This is a genomic window from Cryobacterium aureum, assembly GCF_002954245.1.
Taxonomy (GTDB): Bacteria; Actinomycetota; Actinomycetes; order Actinomycetales; family Microbacteriaceae; genus Cryobacterium; species Cryobacterium aureum.
The window spans coordinates 608,329-623,564 of sequence record NZ_PPTG01000048.1; the positions used below are offsets into that span (position 1 = coordinate 608,329).

The 15,236-nt window shown below is 64.3% G+C and carries 12 protein-coding genes; 7 read left to right on the plus strand and 5 right to left on the minus strand.

Annotation, left to right across the window (positions count from 1 at the left end; all coding sequences use genetic code 11):
* Positions 1–54 precede the first annotated feature (54 nt).
* Together lpdA and CJ028_RS19680 are read left to right on the plus strand one after the other, a co-directional pair.
* Positions 55–1,428, plus strand: a complete 1,374-nt coding sequence (gene lpdA / locus CJ028_RS19675; protein WP_105036838.1) for a dihydrolipoyl dehydrogenase — start codon at positions 55–57, stop codon at positions 1,426–1,428.
* A gap of 61 nt (positions 1,429–1,489) precedes the next feature.
* Positions 1,490–2,875, plus strand: a complete 1,386-nt coding sequence (locus CJ028_RS19680; protein ID WP_105036839.1) for a 2-oxo acid dehydrogenase subunit E2 — start codon at positions 1,490–1,492, stop codon at positions 2,873–2,875.
* Between the two features lie 36 nt (positions 2,876–2,911).
* Here the strand turns inward: CJ028_RS19680 and CJ028_RS19685 are convergent, their stop codons facing one another.
* The gene (locus tag CJ028_RS19685) at positions 2,912–4,741 is read right to left on the minus strand and encodes a protein kinase domain-containing protein (protein WP_129590551.1); all 1,830 of its coding nucleotides are present in this window, start codon (positions 4,739–4,741) and stop codon (positions 2,912–2,914) included.
* Between the two features lie 168 nt (positions 4,742–4,909).
* Between CJ028_RS19685 and lipB the strand changes: the two genes are divergently transcribed.
* From lipB to CJ028_RS19700, 3 genes are read left to right on the plus strand one after another with little or no spacing between them, the layout of a single operon-like run.
* The gene (lipB, locus tag CJ028_RS19690; protein WP_105036841.1) at positions 4,910–5,590 is read left to right on the plus strand and encodes a lipoyl(octanoyl) transferase LipB; all 681 of its coding nucleotides are present in this window, start codon (positions 4,910–4,912) and stop codon (positions 5,588–5,590) included.
* Positions 5,587–6,576, plus strand: coding sequence for a lipoyl synthase (lipA, locus tag CJ028_RS19695; RefSeq protein ID WP_105036842.1), 990 nt, complete (start codon positions 5,587–5,589; stop codon positions 6,574–6,576). Before lipB ends, lipA begins: the two co-directional genes overlap by 4 nt.
* A 60-nt stretch (positions 6,577–6,636) precedes the next feature.
* Positions 6,637–7,344: a DUF4191 domain-containing protein gene (locus CJ028_RS19700; RefSeq protein ID WP_105036843.1), complete on the plus strand. Its 708-nt coding sequence runs from the start codon at positions 6,637–6,639 to the stop codon at positions 7,342–7,344.
* An 84-nt stretch (positions 7,345–7,428) separates the two neighbouring features.
* Here the strand turns inward: CJ028_RS19700 and CJ028_RS19705 are convergent, their stop codons facing one another.
* Entirely contained in the window at positions 7,429–7,857 is a 429-nt protein-coding gene (locus CJ028_RS19705) for an RDD family protein (protein WP_105036844.1), read from the minus strand.
* 144 nt (positions 7,858–8,001) lie between these two features.
* Here CJ028_RS19705 and glnA point away from each other — a divergent pair, with 144 nt between their 5' ends.
* Positions 8,002–9,426, plus strand: coding sequence for a type I glutamate--ammonia ligase (gene glnA, locus CJ028_RS19710; RefSeq protein ID WP_105036845.1), 1,425 nt, complete (start codon positions 8,002–8,004; stop codon positions 9,424–9,426).
* 125 nt (positions 9,427–9,551) lie between these two features.
* Here glnA and CJ028_RS19715 read toward each other — a convergent pair whose 3' ends face one another.
* Both CJ028_RS19715 and CJ028_RS19720 read right to left on the minus strand, forming a co-directional pair.
* Complete coding sequence (locus CJ028_RS19715; RefSeq protein WP_105036846.1) at positions 9,552–12,659, minus strand: bifunctional [glutamine synthetase] adenylyltransferase/[glutamine synthetase]-adenylyl-L-tyrosine phosphorylase; 3,108 nt, start codon at positions 12,657–12,659, stop codon at positions 9,552–9,554.
* A 36-nt stretch (positions 12,660–12,695) separates the two neighbouring features.
* Positions 12,696–14,033 carry a glutamine synthetase family protein gene (locus tag CJ028_RS19720; RefSeq protein ID WP_105036847.1) on the minus strand — a complete coding sequence of 446 codons (1,338 nt, stop codon included), beginning with the start codon at positions 14,031–14,033 and terminating at the stop codon, positions 12,696–12,698.
* A 114-nt stretch (positions 14,034–14,147) separates the two neighbouring features.
* Here CJ028_RS19720 and panB point away from each other — a divergent pair, with 114 nt between their 5' ends.
* Positions 14,148–15,032, plus strand: a complete 885-nt coding sequence (panB, locus tag CJ028_RS19725) for a 3-methyl-2-oxobutanoate hydroxymethyltransferase (protein ID WP_105036848.1) — start codon at positions 14,148–14,150, stop codon at positions 15,030–15,032.
* A 5-nt stretch (positions 15,033–15,037) separates the two neighbouring features.
* Here the strand turns inward: panB and CJ028_RS19730 are convergent, their stop codons facing one another.
* Complete coding sequence (locus tag CJ028_RS19730; RefSeq protein ID WP_105036849.1) at positions 15,038–15,226, minus strand: SPOR domain-containing protein; 189 nt, start codon at positions 15,224–15,226, stop codon at positions 15,038–15,040.
* Between the last annotated feature and the right edge of the window lie 10 nt (positions 15,227–15,236).

Sequence of the window (15,236 nt, forward strand, 5' to 3'; positions counted from 1 at the left end):
CAGCATAATCTGTCGGCCGTCGTGACAAAGCGTAATGCGTGAGGGAGTAGCTGAGTGTCGGAACAGAATTTTGACATTGTCGTTCTCGGTGGCGGAAGCGGTGGATACGCAGCAGCGCTGCGTGCCGTGCAGCTGGGATTCACCGTTGGTCTGATCGAGAAGGGCAAACTCGGCGGCACCTGCCTGCACGTCGGCTGCATTCCGACCAAGGCCCTCCTGCACTCGGCTGAAGTGGCCGATGTCAGCCGTGAAGCCGCTAAATACGGCGTCAAGACCGCGTTTGAGGGCATCGATATCGCTGCCGTTACCGCGTTCCGCGAGGGCATCGTGGCGAGCAAATACAAGGGACTTCAGGGCCTGGTCAAGGCTCGCGGAATCACCGTGATCGAGGGCGAAGGACACTTGGTCTCCCCCACGACCGTTCAGGTCGGCGAAGACACGATCGTGGGCAAGAACGTCATTCTGGCCACCGGCTCGTACTCTCGTTCGCTGCCCGGCCTCGAGATCGGTGGCCGCGTCATCACGAGCGAGACCGCACTCGCCCTGGACTACGTGCCCAAGAAGGTCGCCGTGCTCGGCGGCGGCGTCATCGGCGTCGAGTTCGCGAGCGTCTGGAAGTCTTTCGGCGCCGACGTCACGATCATCGAAGCGTTGCCGCACCTCGTGCCCAACGAAGAAGAGTCGATCTCCAAGCAGCTCGAGCGGGCGTTCCGCAAGCGCGGTATCGAGTATTCCCTCGGCATCCGCTTTCAGAGTGTCACCCAGTCCGATTCGGGCGTCGTGGTCACTCTCGAGAACGGTGCGACGGTTGAGGCCGACCTCCTGCTCGTGGCCGTGGGCCGCGGCCCGGTCACCGCAGGCCTCGGCTTCGACCAGGTCGGCGTTACCATGGACCGCGGGTTCGTCATCACCGACGAGCGCCTTGCCACGAACATCCCCGGTGTGTACGCCGTTGGCGACATCGTTCCCGGTCTGCAGCTCGCTCACCGTGGCTTCCAGCAGGGCATCTTCGTCGCCGAAGAAATCGCCGGACTGAACCCGATCATCGTCGAAGACGTGAACATCCCCAAGGTCACCTACTGTGACCCCGAGGTTGCCTCGGTCGGGTACAGCGAAGCCAAGGCCGCCGACAAGTTCGGTGCCGATCAGATCTCCACCTACGAGTACAACCTTGGCGGGAACGGAAAGAGCTCGATTCTCGGCACTGCCGGTTCGGTCAAGTTGGTGCGGGTCAAGGACGGCCCCATCGTGGGTATCCACATGATCGGCGCCCGCGTCGGCGAGCTCATCGGCGAAGGCCAGCTCGTGGTGAACTGGGAAGCATACCCGGAGGACATCGCTCCGTTCCTGCACGCCCACCCGACGCAGAACGAAGCGATGGGTGAGGCCGTCCTGGCCCTCGCTGGCAAACCGCTTCACGCGATGTAGTCGGATTCCTACAATTTCATCCATTTTTAGATAAGCAAACGGTTTTGAAGGAGACAAACGCATGAGCGAATCCGTCAGCCTCCCGGCACTCGGAGAGAGTGTCACAGAGGGCACGGTCACCCGCTGGCTCAAGAACGTGGGCGACCGCGTGGAGGTCGATGAGCCGTTGCTCGAGGTATCGACCGACAAGGTGGACACGGAAATCCCGTCGCCCGTCGCCGGCATTATTGAAGCCATCCTGGTGCAGGAAGACGAGACCGTCGAGGTCGGCACCCCCCTCGTCACCATCGGCGACGGATCCGGCGCTGCCGCACCTGTCGCCGAGGCACCGGCCGCTGAGGCACCGGCCGCTGAGGCACCGGCTGTGGAGGCACGCGTCGCCGAGGCACCGGCTGCTGAGGCACCCGTTGCTGAGGTACCCGCGCCGGTCGCCGCTCCGGAGCCCGTCGCAGCGCCAGCACCGGTTGCAGCAGCACCAGCACCGGTTGCTGCAGCACCAGCACCGGTTGCAGCAGCTCCAGTACCCGCAGCAGCACCCGCGGCACGCGGTTCACACGCCGGCACCAGCGGATACGTCACCCCGATCGTACGCAAGCTCGCGAACGAAGCCGGCGTTGACCTCGCGACGATCAGTGGAACCGGAGTGGGCGGACGCATCCGCAAGGAAGACATCGTGCAGGCAGCCTCGGCCGTTGGCACGACCACCGCCGCACCGGTTGTGGAGGTCTCGCCGCTGCGCGGAACCACCCAGCCGATGTCGCGCCTGCGCAAGGTCGTCGCCGAGCGCGCTGTTATCTCGATGCAGTCATCCGCTCAGCTCACGACCGTGGTCGAGGTCGACGTCACCCGCGTCGCCCTGCTCCGCGACCGGGTCAAGGGTGCATTCGCCGAGAAGACCGGCAACAAGCTCTCCTTCTTGCCGTTCTTCGCACTCGCTGCCGCCGAGGCCCTTCGTGCCATCCCGATCGTGAACGCCACGATCGAGGGCGACACGATCGTCTACCCGGCGCAGGAGAACATCAGCATTGCCGTTGACACCGAGCGTGGCCTGCTGACTCCGGTTGTGCGCAACGCTGGCGAACTCGACCTGGCCGGTTTCGCCGCCCAGATCGCCGACCTCGCCGCTCGCACTCGCGACAACAAGCTCAAGCCCGATGAACTGAGTGGCGGAACGTTCACGCTGACCAACACCGGTTCGCGCGGCGCACTGTTCGACACGCCCGTCGTGTTCCTGCCGCAGAGCGCCATTCTGGGCACCGGCATCGTGTACAAAAAGCCGCTCGTTGTCACCAATGATGGTCTCGACTCGATCGCGATCCGTTCGAGCGTGTATCTCGCGCTGTCCTACGACCACCGCATCATCGACGGAGCGGATGCAGCCCGCTTCCTCACCACGATGAAGGCGCGGCTCGAAGCCGGTGCGTTCGAGGGCAACCTCGGCATCTAACAGCACGAACCGTACGACCTTTCGGCCTGGGACATCTCAGTAGTCGAAAATCTCACGAAGACGCCAGCCGCCCTCCCCCTTGACCACAAGGACCGAGGCCGGCTGGCTTTTTTGCTCCCCGGACGCCGGCGTCAACGCGACGACTGCCAGGTCGCCACTTCGCTCAGCAAGGGACGGCAGGAAGTCCGTGTAGTCGGCGACCTCCCGGCCGGATCGGCCCTGTTGCCGCTCGCAGGCGTCATAGCTGTCGGCTGACAGGATGGCCGACCCGGTCTGATCCACGTCGACCAGGCAGACCAGGGAGCCGGCCGCCAGGCACGCCGCGCGTCGCACGAGCAGCGCCGGCACGGCCGACACCGGGTCGTCCCCCGCTATCGCTGTCAGACTTGCCGCACCGGCGGCATCCGCAGCGGTCGTTGGTGCAGCGGTCGACATGTCTATAGCGCCCGCAGTGCTACCCGCCGTGGCAGCGCCACCCGAAGGGCCGGATGGTCGGGTCTCCCCGGCACGGCCCGACACGGGGAACAGTGTCAGGGCGAGCACGAGAATGCTGGCGCCTCCCAGGGCTGCCACCAGAAGCGGCCGATGGTGCCCGTACAGTCGTTTGCGCAGGGCGTGCGCATACGATTGGAACGGTTGCCAGTCGACCAGAGAGTCAACAACGGTCGCGAACCTACCGGGCCTCGCCTGTAACTGCAACCGGTGCGCGAGGGCAGCGCCCCGAGCGCGGAGGCTGCCAAGGATGTCGCCAGCGAAGCCGAATCGCGCGCGTGACGGCCGGACGTCCAACGTCTCGTTGAACGTGTCGTCGACCCCCGGGTCGAGTCTGCCTTGTGGTTCGTGCGCGAATTGCGCGTCGACGACTGTGACGCATCGCCTGTCGTCGCCAGCTATCGCTGTGCCCTGGTTTAACTCGAGCACACTGTGGCGGAGCTGCACTCCATTGACCCGGCCGGCCCCCGCCTCGACCGTGGCGGTGTTCACGCTCTGTGCTTGTGCATCCCGAAGCTCAGTGAGTTGGAAGCCTTGAAGTGGCTGGGCATCGGCCCAATCAAAGAGCTCGTGCTCCAGTGTGCCGAGGATCGAATCCACTCGTGCCGCGCTAACTGCCACCTCCAAAGGTTTCGGAGGAACGGCCGGGTCGATTGCAGCCTGGAAACGCCGCAACAGTGCCGCCCCACTGGCACGGTGCGAGTCCGTTGGATCGACCGCTTCGACGAGGGAAGCCATCACGACACCTAGCCGTTCGTAGTCGGCGTGCAGGCGCCGCATCCGTTCCCTGGGCACGTCAGCGAGCTGCGCAACCGCACCGAAACCGGTCACCACCGATCGGCCGCTGGCATCCAGCAGAATTGTCGACTGGCTGATGGCCCCGTGCATGAACCCGGCCGCATGCAGGGCGCCCAGGGCGACGATGATCGGCGCCAGCAGAGTCACGGCTTCGCCGGGAGAAAGGCGCGGGTGTTCGACCAGGTACCTGGCCAGAGAACCGCCGGTGAGTCGTTCCAGCACCAGACAAATACGGCCATCACCGAGCTGCGCGACGTCGAGCAGACGCACGAGTCCCGGTGCGGCCGCAGAGGTCAGCACAGCAATGTCGAGTTCGATGCTCGACGACTCGGTGTCGGCGCGAAAGACTTTGAGAGCCACCGCGCTTGCCGCACCGGAGTAGCCCAGGTACACCACGGCTCGATCCCCAGTGCCCAGCAAACGGATCACGCGGTGTCCGGCGACGACGCCGTCCGTGTGCACTGCCTCCGCAGCTGCGGATGCGGTCTCACGGTGTGTCGCGTGCTGGCCTCGATCCAAATCGCGCCACGGTGGGTCGTCGGCCGAGGCCGGGTTCTGTTCAGTGCGTCGTCTCACCGGACCATGATCGGTCGCTGAACAGGCCGCCGCACTGACGTTCCGCTCATTCGTGCAGAACAGGTGATCCGCACCGATGTGGAGGAGACGTGACAGCGCGGGCCGACTACGGCTCTGCACAGGTGCTCGCTGTCCGCGATTGCCCACGACGCCCCCTAGACTGGGCAGATGCTCGACTTTGTCGTCGCGGGGCTAAGCGCCAACTCCGTGCCGTATGTTGAGGGCCTAGAGCTCCAACGCGCAGTCCATCGTTCCGTCGTCGCCCGCGAGCGACCGGACACCGTCCTTCTCCTGGAGCATCCGGCCGTGTATACCGCCGGAAAACGCACCCTGCCGGAGGAACGCCCCGTCGACGACACGCCGGTCATTGACGTCGATCGGGGTGGCAAGATCACCTGGCACGGCCCGGGCCAGCTCGTCGGGTATCCAATCCTGCATCTGACGGAACCCGTCGACGTCGTCGGCTACGTTCGATCCCTCGAGGCAGTTCTGATCGAAGTTCTGATTGACTTCGGCATTGATGCTGTGCGGGTGGCCGGACGATCCGGAGTGTGGGTGGGACCGGTCGGCCACGAAGACAAAATCGCCGCGATCGGAATTCGGGTTGCCCAGGGAGTGACCATGCACGGCTTCGCGCTCAATTGCAGCAATTCGCTGGAAGCCTACTCGCGTATCATCGCCTGCGGAATCCGCGATGCCGGGGTGACCACGATGTCCCGTGTGCTCGGCCGAACCGTCGACCCGAGCGAATTGATCGATCCGATTACGGCCGCTTTCCGTCGCACGTCGAGCCTGAATGCCGACACCATGACCCCAGCCAACCTCGACACCGTCAGGACGAACGCATGAGCGCAGTACCCGAAGGCCGCAAACTGTTGCGCTTGGAAATTCGGAACGCGGAAACGCCGATCGAGCGGAAGCCCGCCTGGATCAAGACCGTCGCGAAGATGGGGCCGGAGTACCAGAAGCTGCAGGCGCTGGTGAAGAGCGAGAACCTACACACGGTTTGCCAAGAGGCCGGCTGCCCGAACATCTTCGAATGCTGGGAGGACCGCGAGGCAACCTTCCTGATCGGTGGTTCGCAGTGCACCCGCCGCTGCGACTTCTGCCAAATCGACACCGGCAAGCCCGCTGACTATGACACGGACGAGCCGCGCCGGGTCGGCGAGTCCGTCGTGTCGATGAACCTGCGCTACGCCACCGTGACCGGCGTAGCCCGCGACGACCTGCCCGATGAAGGCGCCTGGCTCTACGCTGAGACGATTCGGCAGATCCACCAGCAGAGCCCCGGCACCGGTGTTGAAATTTTGGTACCAGACTTCTCCGGCAATCCGGAGCACCTTGCGCAGGTCTTCGACGCCAAACCGGAGGTTTTCGCACACAACGTCGAGACCGTGCCACGCATTTTCAAGCGAATCCGCCCGGCGTTTCGCTATGACCGCTCGCTCGACGTGCTCACCCAAGGCCGCAATGCCGGGCTGATCACTAAGTCCAACCTCATTCTCGGCATGGGTGAGGAACGCGCAGAAATCACCCAGGCACTGCACGACCTGTACGAGGCCGGTACCGACATCATCACCATCACCCAGTACCTTCGCCCCAGCGCCCGGCACCTCCCGGTCGCTCGTTGGGTGCGCCCGGAGGAATTCGTCGAGCTGAACGAGGAGGCCAAGGAGATCGGCTTTCTCGGCGTTCTGTCCGGTCCGCTGGTGCGTTCTTCCTACCGCGCCGGTCGGCTGTGGGCCCAGTCCATGGTCGCAACCGGTCGGGAGATCCCCGCCGAATTGCGTCAGCTGGCGGATGCCCAACTTGGGTTCGCCCAGGCGGTCTCGTGATGCGAGGACGCAGTCGAATTCGGTCACGCAGCATTCGAGTGACTGGGTAGTCTTATACCCATGGCACGCAGCAAGGAAAAGACCCCCAAAAAACCAAAACAGCCCGGCCGCTTGAAGCAAATGTGGCAGGTGTTCCAGATGACGAGACGCTACGACTCGAACATCGTCTGGATTCTGGTTTTGGCCTTCGTTATCCCCGTTCTGATTAGCCTGGCTCTGGCCCTGCTGCTCCCGGGAAGCAACGTCTTCACGACGGTGCTCTGGATCGTCGCCGGCGTACTCGCCGGCATTCTGGCGATGCTCATCATCCTCGGTCGTCGGGCGGAGAAAGCTGCATATTCGCAGATCGAGGGCCAGCCCGGTGCCGTGGGGGCGGTGTTGCGCAGCTCACTCAAGCGTGGCTGGGTCGGCAGTGAAATGCCGGTAGCGGTCAACGGCAAGACGCAGGATGCGGTTTATCGCGCGGTCGGTCGCGGCGGGGTCGTACTGATCAGCGAGGGGCCCAAGACGCGCACTGCCCGCATGCTCGACGAAGAAAAGCGCAAGATTGTGCGCATCGGCGGCAACGTCGGCGTAACGGTCATCTCCGTCGGACCCGACGAGGATGCCGTGCCGCTGCACAAACTGGCTCGCCGCCTGACCCGCATCAAGCCCACCCTGACTAAGGCCGAGGTACTGGCCGTGAACAACCGTTTCAACTCCATGGGCACGAAACTTCCCATTCCCAAGGGCGTCGACCCGATGAAGGCTCGCCCGCAGCGCGGCTGACCTCACCAGATTACAGAACGGCCGGGCGTCTATCGCCCGGCCGTTCTTCGTTACCGCACGATCGTTGGCCCAGTTGCAGCACCGTTACTGGCGGATGAGCGCCGTTCCGGCAATTTTGTCGTGGAAGCCGCGCTGGTCGGAATCCCAGACCAACGCGGGAAGGGCAATTCCGAGCAGCAGTGACCGCACCACCGGTCGCCACAGACCAATCCAGCCGCCGTGGATGGAGATAAGGCGCAAACCGACCAGACGGTGGCCGATGCTGGCACCGATGGTCGGAATAAACACGATCTGCATGATGACGAAGATAATCAGGTTCGCCGCCGGATCGTAGCTGAAGAAGATCTTAGATACCCCGATCGCGAGGGCCCAGTCGATGGCGAAGCCAAGCAACCGTCGACCGGGGCGACCGATGGAACTCGGCCCGATCCGGGGGAATCCGAGGCGCTCCCCCGGCCATTGACTCGGTGGAAGCTGACCAAAAGTGTTCGGGCGGGAGTCGGAGGCTGGCACCCAATGAGTCTACCGAGGGGGCGCCCCTGTAACATGGGCGAAACATAAGCGTCACGGACAAGTAACGCAGCGCTACTAATCTCAATGAAGCCGATGTGTCCGATTCGGCCGTTTCCACGCCCTCGTCGTCTGGAGTTACACCGCATGTTCCGCGATTCGTCCGAAGTGCTTAAATTCATCAAAGAGAATGACGTCAAGTTTCTTGACATCCGTTTCACCGATCTTCCCGGTGTGCAGCAGCACTTTAACATCCCGGCATCCACCGTCGATGAAGAGTTCTTCACCGTGGGCCAAATGTTTGATGGTTCCTCGATCCGCGGTTTCGCGTCGATCCACGAATCCGACATGCAGCTCATCCCCGACGTGTCGACCGCGTACCTCGACCCGTTCCGCACCGAGAAGACACTCATCATGCTCTTCGACATCTACAACCCGCGCAACGGTGAGATCTACTCCAAGGACCCGCGTCAGGTAGCCAAGAAAGCCGAGAAATACCTCGCCTCCACCGGCATCGGCGACACCGCCTTCTTCGGCTCAGAAGCCGAGTTCTACATCTTCGATGACGTGCGCTACGAAGTGAACCAGCACACCAGCTACTACAAGGTCGACTCCAGCGAGGGTGCCTGGAACTCGGGTCGTAAGGAAGACGGCGGAAACCTCGCCAACAAGACCCCGTTCAAGGGCGGCTACTTTCCGGTCAGCCCGGTCGACCAGCACGTCGACATGCGCGACGACATCTGCCTCAAGCTGATCGAAGCCGGCCTCATCCTGGAACGCAGCCACCACGAGGTCGGCACCGGCGGCCAGGGCGAGATCAACTACAAGTTCGACACCATGGTTCACGCTGCCGACGACCTGCTCAAGTTCAAGTACATCGTGAAGAACACGGCGCACGACTGGAACAAGACCGCGACCTTCATGCCCAAGCCGCTGTTCGGCGACAACGGCTCCGGTATGCACACCCACCAGTCCCTGTGGGCCGACGGCAAGCCCTTGTTCTACGACGAGGCCGGCTATGGCGGACTCTCCGACGTGGCTCGCTGGTACATCGGAGGCCTGCTCAAGCACGCCCCGGCCGTGCTCGCCTTCACGAACCCCACGGTCAACTCGTACCACCGTCTCGTACCCGGCTTCGAAGCCCCGGTCAACCTGGTTTACTCGGCCGGAAACCGTTCGGCGTCGATCCGTATCCCAATCACCGGAACCAACCCCAAGGCCAAGCGCCTCGAGTTCCGCGCCCCCGACGCCTCCGGCAACCCCTACCTCGCCTTCGCCGCTCAGCTCATGGCCGGCCTCGACGGCATCAAGAACCGTATCGAGCCGCACGAGCCGGTCGACAAGGACCTCTACGAGCTGCCGCCCGAAGAAGCCAAGAACATCCCCCAGGTTCCCGCCTCACTCGAGGAGGCGCTGCAGGCCCTCGAAGCCGACCACGACTTTTTGATGGCCGGCAACGTGTTCACGCCCGAACTGATCGAGACCTGGATCGAGTACAAGCGCGAAAACGAGATCAAGCCGCTCGCCCAGCGTCCGCACCCGTTCGAGTTCGAACTGTACTACGGCGTCTAAATCTCACCATAGTCAGGCTGTACCGCAGCGAGGGAAGGGACCGCATCTTTGGATGCGGTCCCTTCTGTGTTGCTACGCGAAGCGGTGTTGCAGTGTGCACTCGGTGGATCGCGCCTCGTGCCGGATCAGCCGACGGTGGGCCCCGGACGCTCCACGGGACCGTAGAACAGGCGCTCGAACACGGCGCGGGCCCGGCGGGTCACCGCGAGGTAGTCGTCCTCGAGCTGGTTTCCCGATCCCGGGGGGTACTCCATGACCCGGGCAATGCCCTCTAGGGCCGCACGATCGGTGGGTAACACGTTAGAGGTATGGTTCGTCCAGAGTGTGATGGCTGAGCGGGCGCGGGATGCGAAGATCCACGCGCTGCGCAACACCGCCGCATCCGCTGCCGGTATCAGACCGGCACTGACCGCTTCAGCTAACGCTGAGAGCGTGGACGTGGTGCGAAGCGCCGGAATCGCCGCCGCGTGCTGGAGCTGCAGCAACTGCACCAGCCACTCCACATCGCTGAGCGAACCGCGCCCCAGCTTGAGGTGCCGTTTCGGGTCTGCGCCCTGCGGCAGCCGCTCGTTCTCCACCCGAGCCTTGATGCGGCGAACCTCCCGTACGGCCTGCTCGCTGATCGCGGCCGGGTACCGCACGTCGTCGGCGACGGCTTCGAAGTCGCGTAGCAACGTGGCATCGCCGGCCACACCGCGTCCGCGGAGCAGGGCCTGGGCCTCCCAAGTCAGCGACCAGCGGCGATAATACGCCTGGTAGGACTGCAGTGACCGTACCACCGGCCCGTTGCTGCCTTCGGGCCGCAACCCGATGTCCAGATCGAGCGGCAACCGACCGTCTTCGGTGAGCCGGTTGAGTTCCCGCACGATATAGCGTGCCCGTTCGTTGGCCGCTTCACCCTCGAGCACGCCGGCGCGAAAGACGTACATGACGTCGGCATCGGAGCCGAAACCAAGCTCGGCGCCGCCGAACCGGCCCATACCGATCACGCCGAATTCAATGCCGTCGCCGCCGGACGAGGCGGGCTCGGCCGCGCCGTCGCGAACCGCCTCGGAGGCACCCTGAACGGGTAGGTCTCCCCCACGGACGGCGGCGATCACGCCCTGAATATAGGTCGCGTTGACGTCGGTCAGGCCCTGGCCGAGCTGGTCGAGATCTATCTGGCCGAGCAGCGCTGCAAAAGCCAGACGCAGCATCTCCCGTCGACGGGCCGCGCGCAGAATGGTGGCGGCGGCATCCGGGCTTTCATGCCGGCCCAGCACAGCTCTGGTTTCGTCCTGGAGGGACTTCCGCGGCCGTGGCTGCAGATCAGCTTCATCTTCGAGCCAAGCCACCGCCTCGGGGATCTTCTCGAGCAACTCGCCGATGTACCGGCTTCCGGACAATACCCGGGTGAGTCGCTCTGCGGCACCCGAGGAGTCCCGCAGCATGCGCAGAAACCAGTAGGTCGAGCCAAGGTTGTCACTCAGGCGACGAAAGGCCAGAAAGCCGTAGTCGGGGTCGGCACCCTGCGACAGCCACTGCAACAGCACGGGAAGCAGGTGCCGCTGGATCGCCGCACGCCGGGACACTCCGCCGGAGAGAGCCGCGATATGGGCCAGGGCACCCTTGGTGTTCAGGAAGCCGATTGCGGCGAGGCGGGCCTCGGCCTGTGCACTCGTCAAGTTGAGGCCCTCGGCCGGCAGCGATGCCACGGCTGACAGCAGGGGCCGATAGAACAGCCGCTCGTGCAGGCCGCGCACCCGTTGTTTGGTCTCCGACCAACGGATGGTCAGCCCGTCAGCGCTCGTGGCCAGACCGGTCGAGCGAGCCAAGACTCGCAGATTTGCTTCGTCGCGCGGCACCAGGTGGGTACGGCGGAGCTTTTGCAGCTGCAGCCGATGTTCCATCAGGCGCAGCATGCGGTAGTCCTGGGCGAATTCGGTGGCTTCGGCCCGGCCAACGTACCCGGCGGTGGCCAGGGCGGTCAGCGCCGGCAGTGTGCCGGCCTGTCGAACGTCGGGGTCGGTCTGGCCATGCACGAGCTGGAGCAGTTGCACTGTGAACTCGATATCGCGCAGACCGCCAGGGCCGAGTTTGAGCTGAACATCGACCTCGTCGTCGGGAATGTTATCGGTGACGCGCTCCCGCATCCGCTGCACCGACTCAACGAAATTCTCCCGGCTGGCACTGCTCCAGACCTTGGGCGTGACCGCATCGAGATAGCGCCCCCCGAGCTCGCGGTCACCGGCCAGCGTGCGGGCCTTGAGCAGGGCCTGGAACTCCCAACTCTTGGCCCAGCGGTCATAGTAGGCCAGGTGTGATTCGATCGATCGTACGAGAGCGCCGCTCTTGCCCTCAGGGCGCAGGTTGGGGTCGACTTCCCAGAGCTCCGGTTCGATGCCGGATTCGCCGAGGCCGCGCATGATCAGGACAGCGAGGCGGGTCGCTATCTCAACGGCTCGCGAACTTTCCAGCCCGGCCGCGTCGTCGCCGTCGGCGACAAAAATCACATCGACGTCGCTCACATAGTTCAGCTCGCTAGCGCCAGCCTTGCCCATGCCGATAATGGCCAGGCGGGTAGCACGCACCTGGTCCGTCGGAAAAACGCCGCGCCCGGCCGTGTCGCCGCTCGACATCGTGCGGGCGACCGCGAGGGCCGCTTCGAGAGCTGCGGTGGCAAGGTCGGACAGTGTGCGGGCCACGCCGTCGAGCCCGCTCACGGGGTCGGCCTGTTCGAGGTCGAAGGCTGCCAGCTGCGCCAGCCGACGACGGTAGCGAACCCGCAGAGCGATCCAGGCTGCATCATCAACGAGCTGCGAGAATCCTTCGGCTGCACCGACCGAATCCAACAGGTCGCTCACCAGATCATCAACGCTGGGCAGCACGGCCAGGGGTATCGCCAGAACCGACAGTTCCACCGGATGCCGCAGGAAGAATTCGGTGAGTCCGCTGGAGGATCCAAGGACTTTCAGCAGCCGCCCGGTTTCCTCCGGAGACTGGAGCAGATCGAACAGTTCGGGCGCGCCCTGCCGCAGCAGGGCGACCAGCGCAACGAGCGCGGCATCCGGGCTTGCCGTCGCAGCGAGGAGCGGCAGCAGCGCCCGCGTATCGGTCAACCTGGCCGCCGCATCCAAGCCGTGCTGGCGGCCCGCACCGAGCTGGGCGACCTCGTCGAGCCGAGCACGTACCTCAGCGAGGTCGACGAAGCCCACCCGAACGAGTTCGGTCAGGGTCAAGTGCAAACGCTCCATCGCGGGTGGTTCCTTCGATCATCGACCACTGGCGAGTTAGAGCATCTCCAGGTTTTTTTGCAGTTCGAACGGGGTGACCTGTGACCGGTAGTCACGCCACTCCTGCCGTTTGTTCAGCAGAACATAGTTGAACACCTGCTCGCCGAGGGTCTCAGCAACGAGCTCGGACTCCTCCATGAACTGGATAGCGTGATCGAGGCTGGCCGGCAGTTGCGTGTAGCCGAGCGCACGACGTTCGGTATCGCTGAGGCTCCACACGTTGTCTTCGGCTTCCGGCGGCAGCTCGTAGCCCTCTTCGATGCCCTTGAGGCCGGCGGCCAGCATGAGTGAATAGGCGAGGTATGGGTTGGCCGCGGAGTCAATCGCACGGTACTCAACGCGGGCGCTTTGGCCCTTGTTGGGCTTGTAGAGCGGAACGCGCACCAGTGCCGAGCGGTTGTTGTGACCCCAGCAGACAAAGCTCGGGGCTTCGTCGCCGCCCCAGAGGCGCTTGTAGGAGTTCACGAACTGGTTGGTCACCGCGGTGATCTCCGGGGCGTGCTTGAGCAGCCCGGCGATGAACTGGCGGCCGATCTTGGAGAGCTGGTATTTGGCGCCGGCCTCGTAGAATGCGTTCGCGTCGCCTTCGAACAGCGACATGTGCGTGTGCATGCCCGATCCGGGGTGTTCCGACATGGGCTTGGGCATGAACGTCGCGTACACGCCCTGCTCGATGGCGACTTCCTTGACCACGGTACGAAAGGTCATGATGTTGTCGGCGGTGGTGAGCGCGTCGGCATAGCGCAGGTCGATTTCGTTCTGGCCGGGACCGGCTTCGTGGTGGCTGAATTCCACAGAAATTCCGAGGTCTTCCAGCATGCGCACGGAGCGGCGACGGAAGTCGTGGGCGGTGCCGCCGGGAACGTTGTCGAAGTAGCCGGCTGAGTCGACCGGAACGGGACCGTTCTTGCCGTACTTCGACGACTTCAGCAGGTAGAACTCCACCTCGGGGTGGGTATAGAACGTGAACCCGCGGTCGGCCGCCTTGGCCAGGGTGCGCTTGAGCACGTTGCGCGGATCGGCCACGGCAGGCTGGCCGTCGGGGGTGGTGATGTCGCAGAACATGCGCGCGGTGGGGTCAACCTCGCCACGCCAGGGCAGAATCTGGAAGGTGGTCGGATCCGGGTGAGCCAGGACATCCGCTTCAAACGAGCGGGTGAGGCCTTCGATGGCGGAGCCGTCGAAGCCGAGGCCCTCGTTGAAGGCACCCTCGACTTCAGCGGGTGCGATCGCCACGGACTTGAGGGTACCGACGACATCGGTGAACCAGAGTCGAACGAACTTGATTCCTCGCTCCTCGATGGTCCGAAGAACGAAGTCGCGCTGCTTGTCCATTCACGCTCTCTCTGATTGCTCCAACAGGTCGGCACCCCAGAGCTGCCGACCGCGATAACTACTGTCTAGGCTACTGGCTCCGGCCACGATTGCTTGCCTGACTACACTTGTCGCATGCCAGAGTTGACAGCACCCGAGCCCGATTCCACGGTTTCCCCCGCTGATGCCGCAGGGCAGCGTCCCTACAACGCGGTTTCCGGGCCTAAGCGGGTGCGCACCCGCCACTTTCAGAACGCCAAGTCGCAGGGCGTCCCCATTACGGGTCTGACGAGTTACGACATGCTCACCGCCCAGATTTTCGACCAGGCCGGAATTGATTTTCTGCTCGTGGGCGACTCAGCCGGCAACAACGTCTTCGGGTACGAGACCACCCTGCCGGTCACCGTGGACGAGCTCATCCCGCTGACCCGTGCCGTTGCCCGGGCGGTGACCCGCGCCTTCGTCGTGGCCGATATGCCGTTCGGATCGTACGAGAGCGGGCCGGATCAGGCCCTGGCGACCGCCGTGCGGTTCATGAAGGAAGCCCAGGCGCACGCGGTGAAGCTCGAGGGCGGCCAGCGCAGCCACAAGCAGATCCGGCGCATAGTCTCGGCTGGAATCCCAGTAATGGGACACGTCGGTTTCACCCCGCAGAGCGAACACGGTTTGGGGGGCCACATCATTCAGGGCCGTGGGGATGCCGCCGACGAGCTCATCGCCGACGCCCTCGCCGTGCAGGACGCCGGCGCCTTCGCCGTCGTCCTGGAGATGGTTCCGGCATCGGTCGCCGCACGCGTGACGGAGAGGCTGTCGATCCCGACGATCGGGGTCGGAGCGGGACCGTCCGTTGATGGCCAGCTGCTTGTCTGGACCGACTTCGCCGGGATGACCAGCGGCCGGGTGCCCAAGTTCGTGCGTCAGTACGCCGACGTGCGGGCGGTGCTGACGGATGCTGTGCAGCGGTTCACCGCGGACGTCGCTTCCGGTGCCTACCCGGCGCTGGAACACAGCTACGAGTAGAGCGGCTAGCGAGCGTCCCTGGCGTCGTCTTCCGACCACTTGGCGCTGTTCGCGCGCAGCTTCTCCAGGGCGTGGGCTGCCTCGTCACGGGTCGCGAACGGACCAACCCGATCCAGCGACGTCGACTGAAGGCCGTGCTCCACCTCGCCGGTGCGCATGTTGTACCAGAATGCGTGTTCTTTGTCGTCGGCCATAAGCTTGATG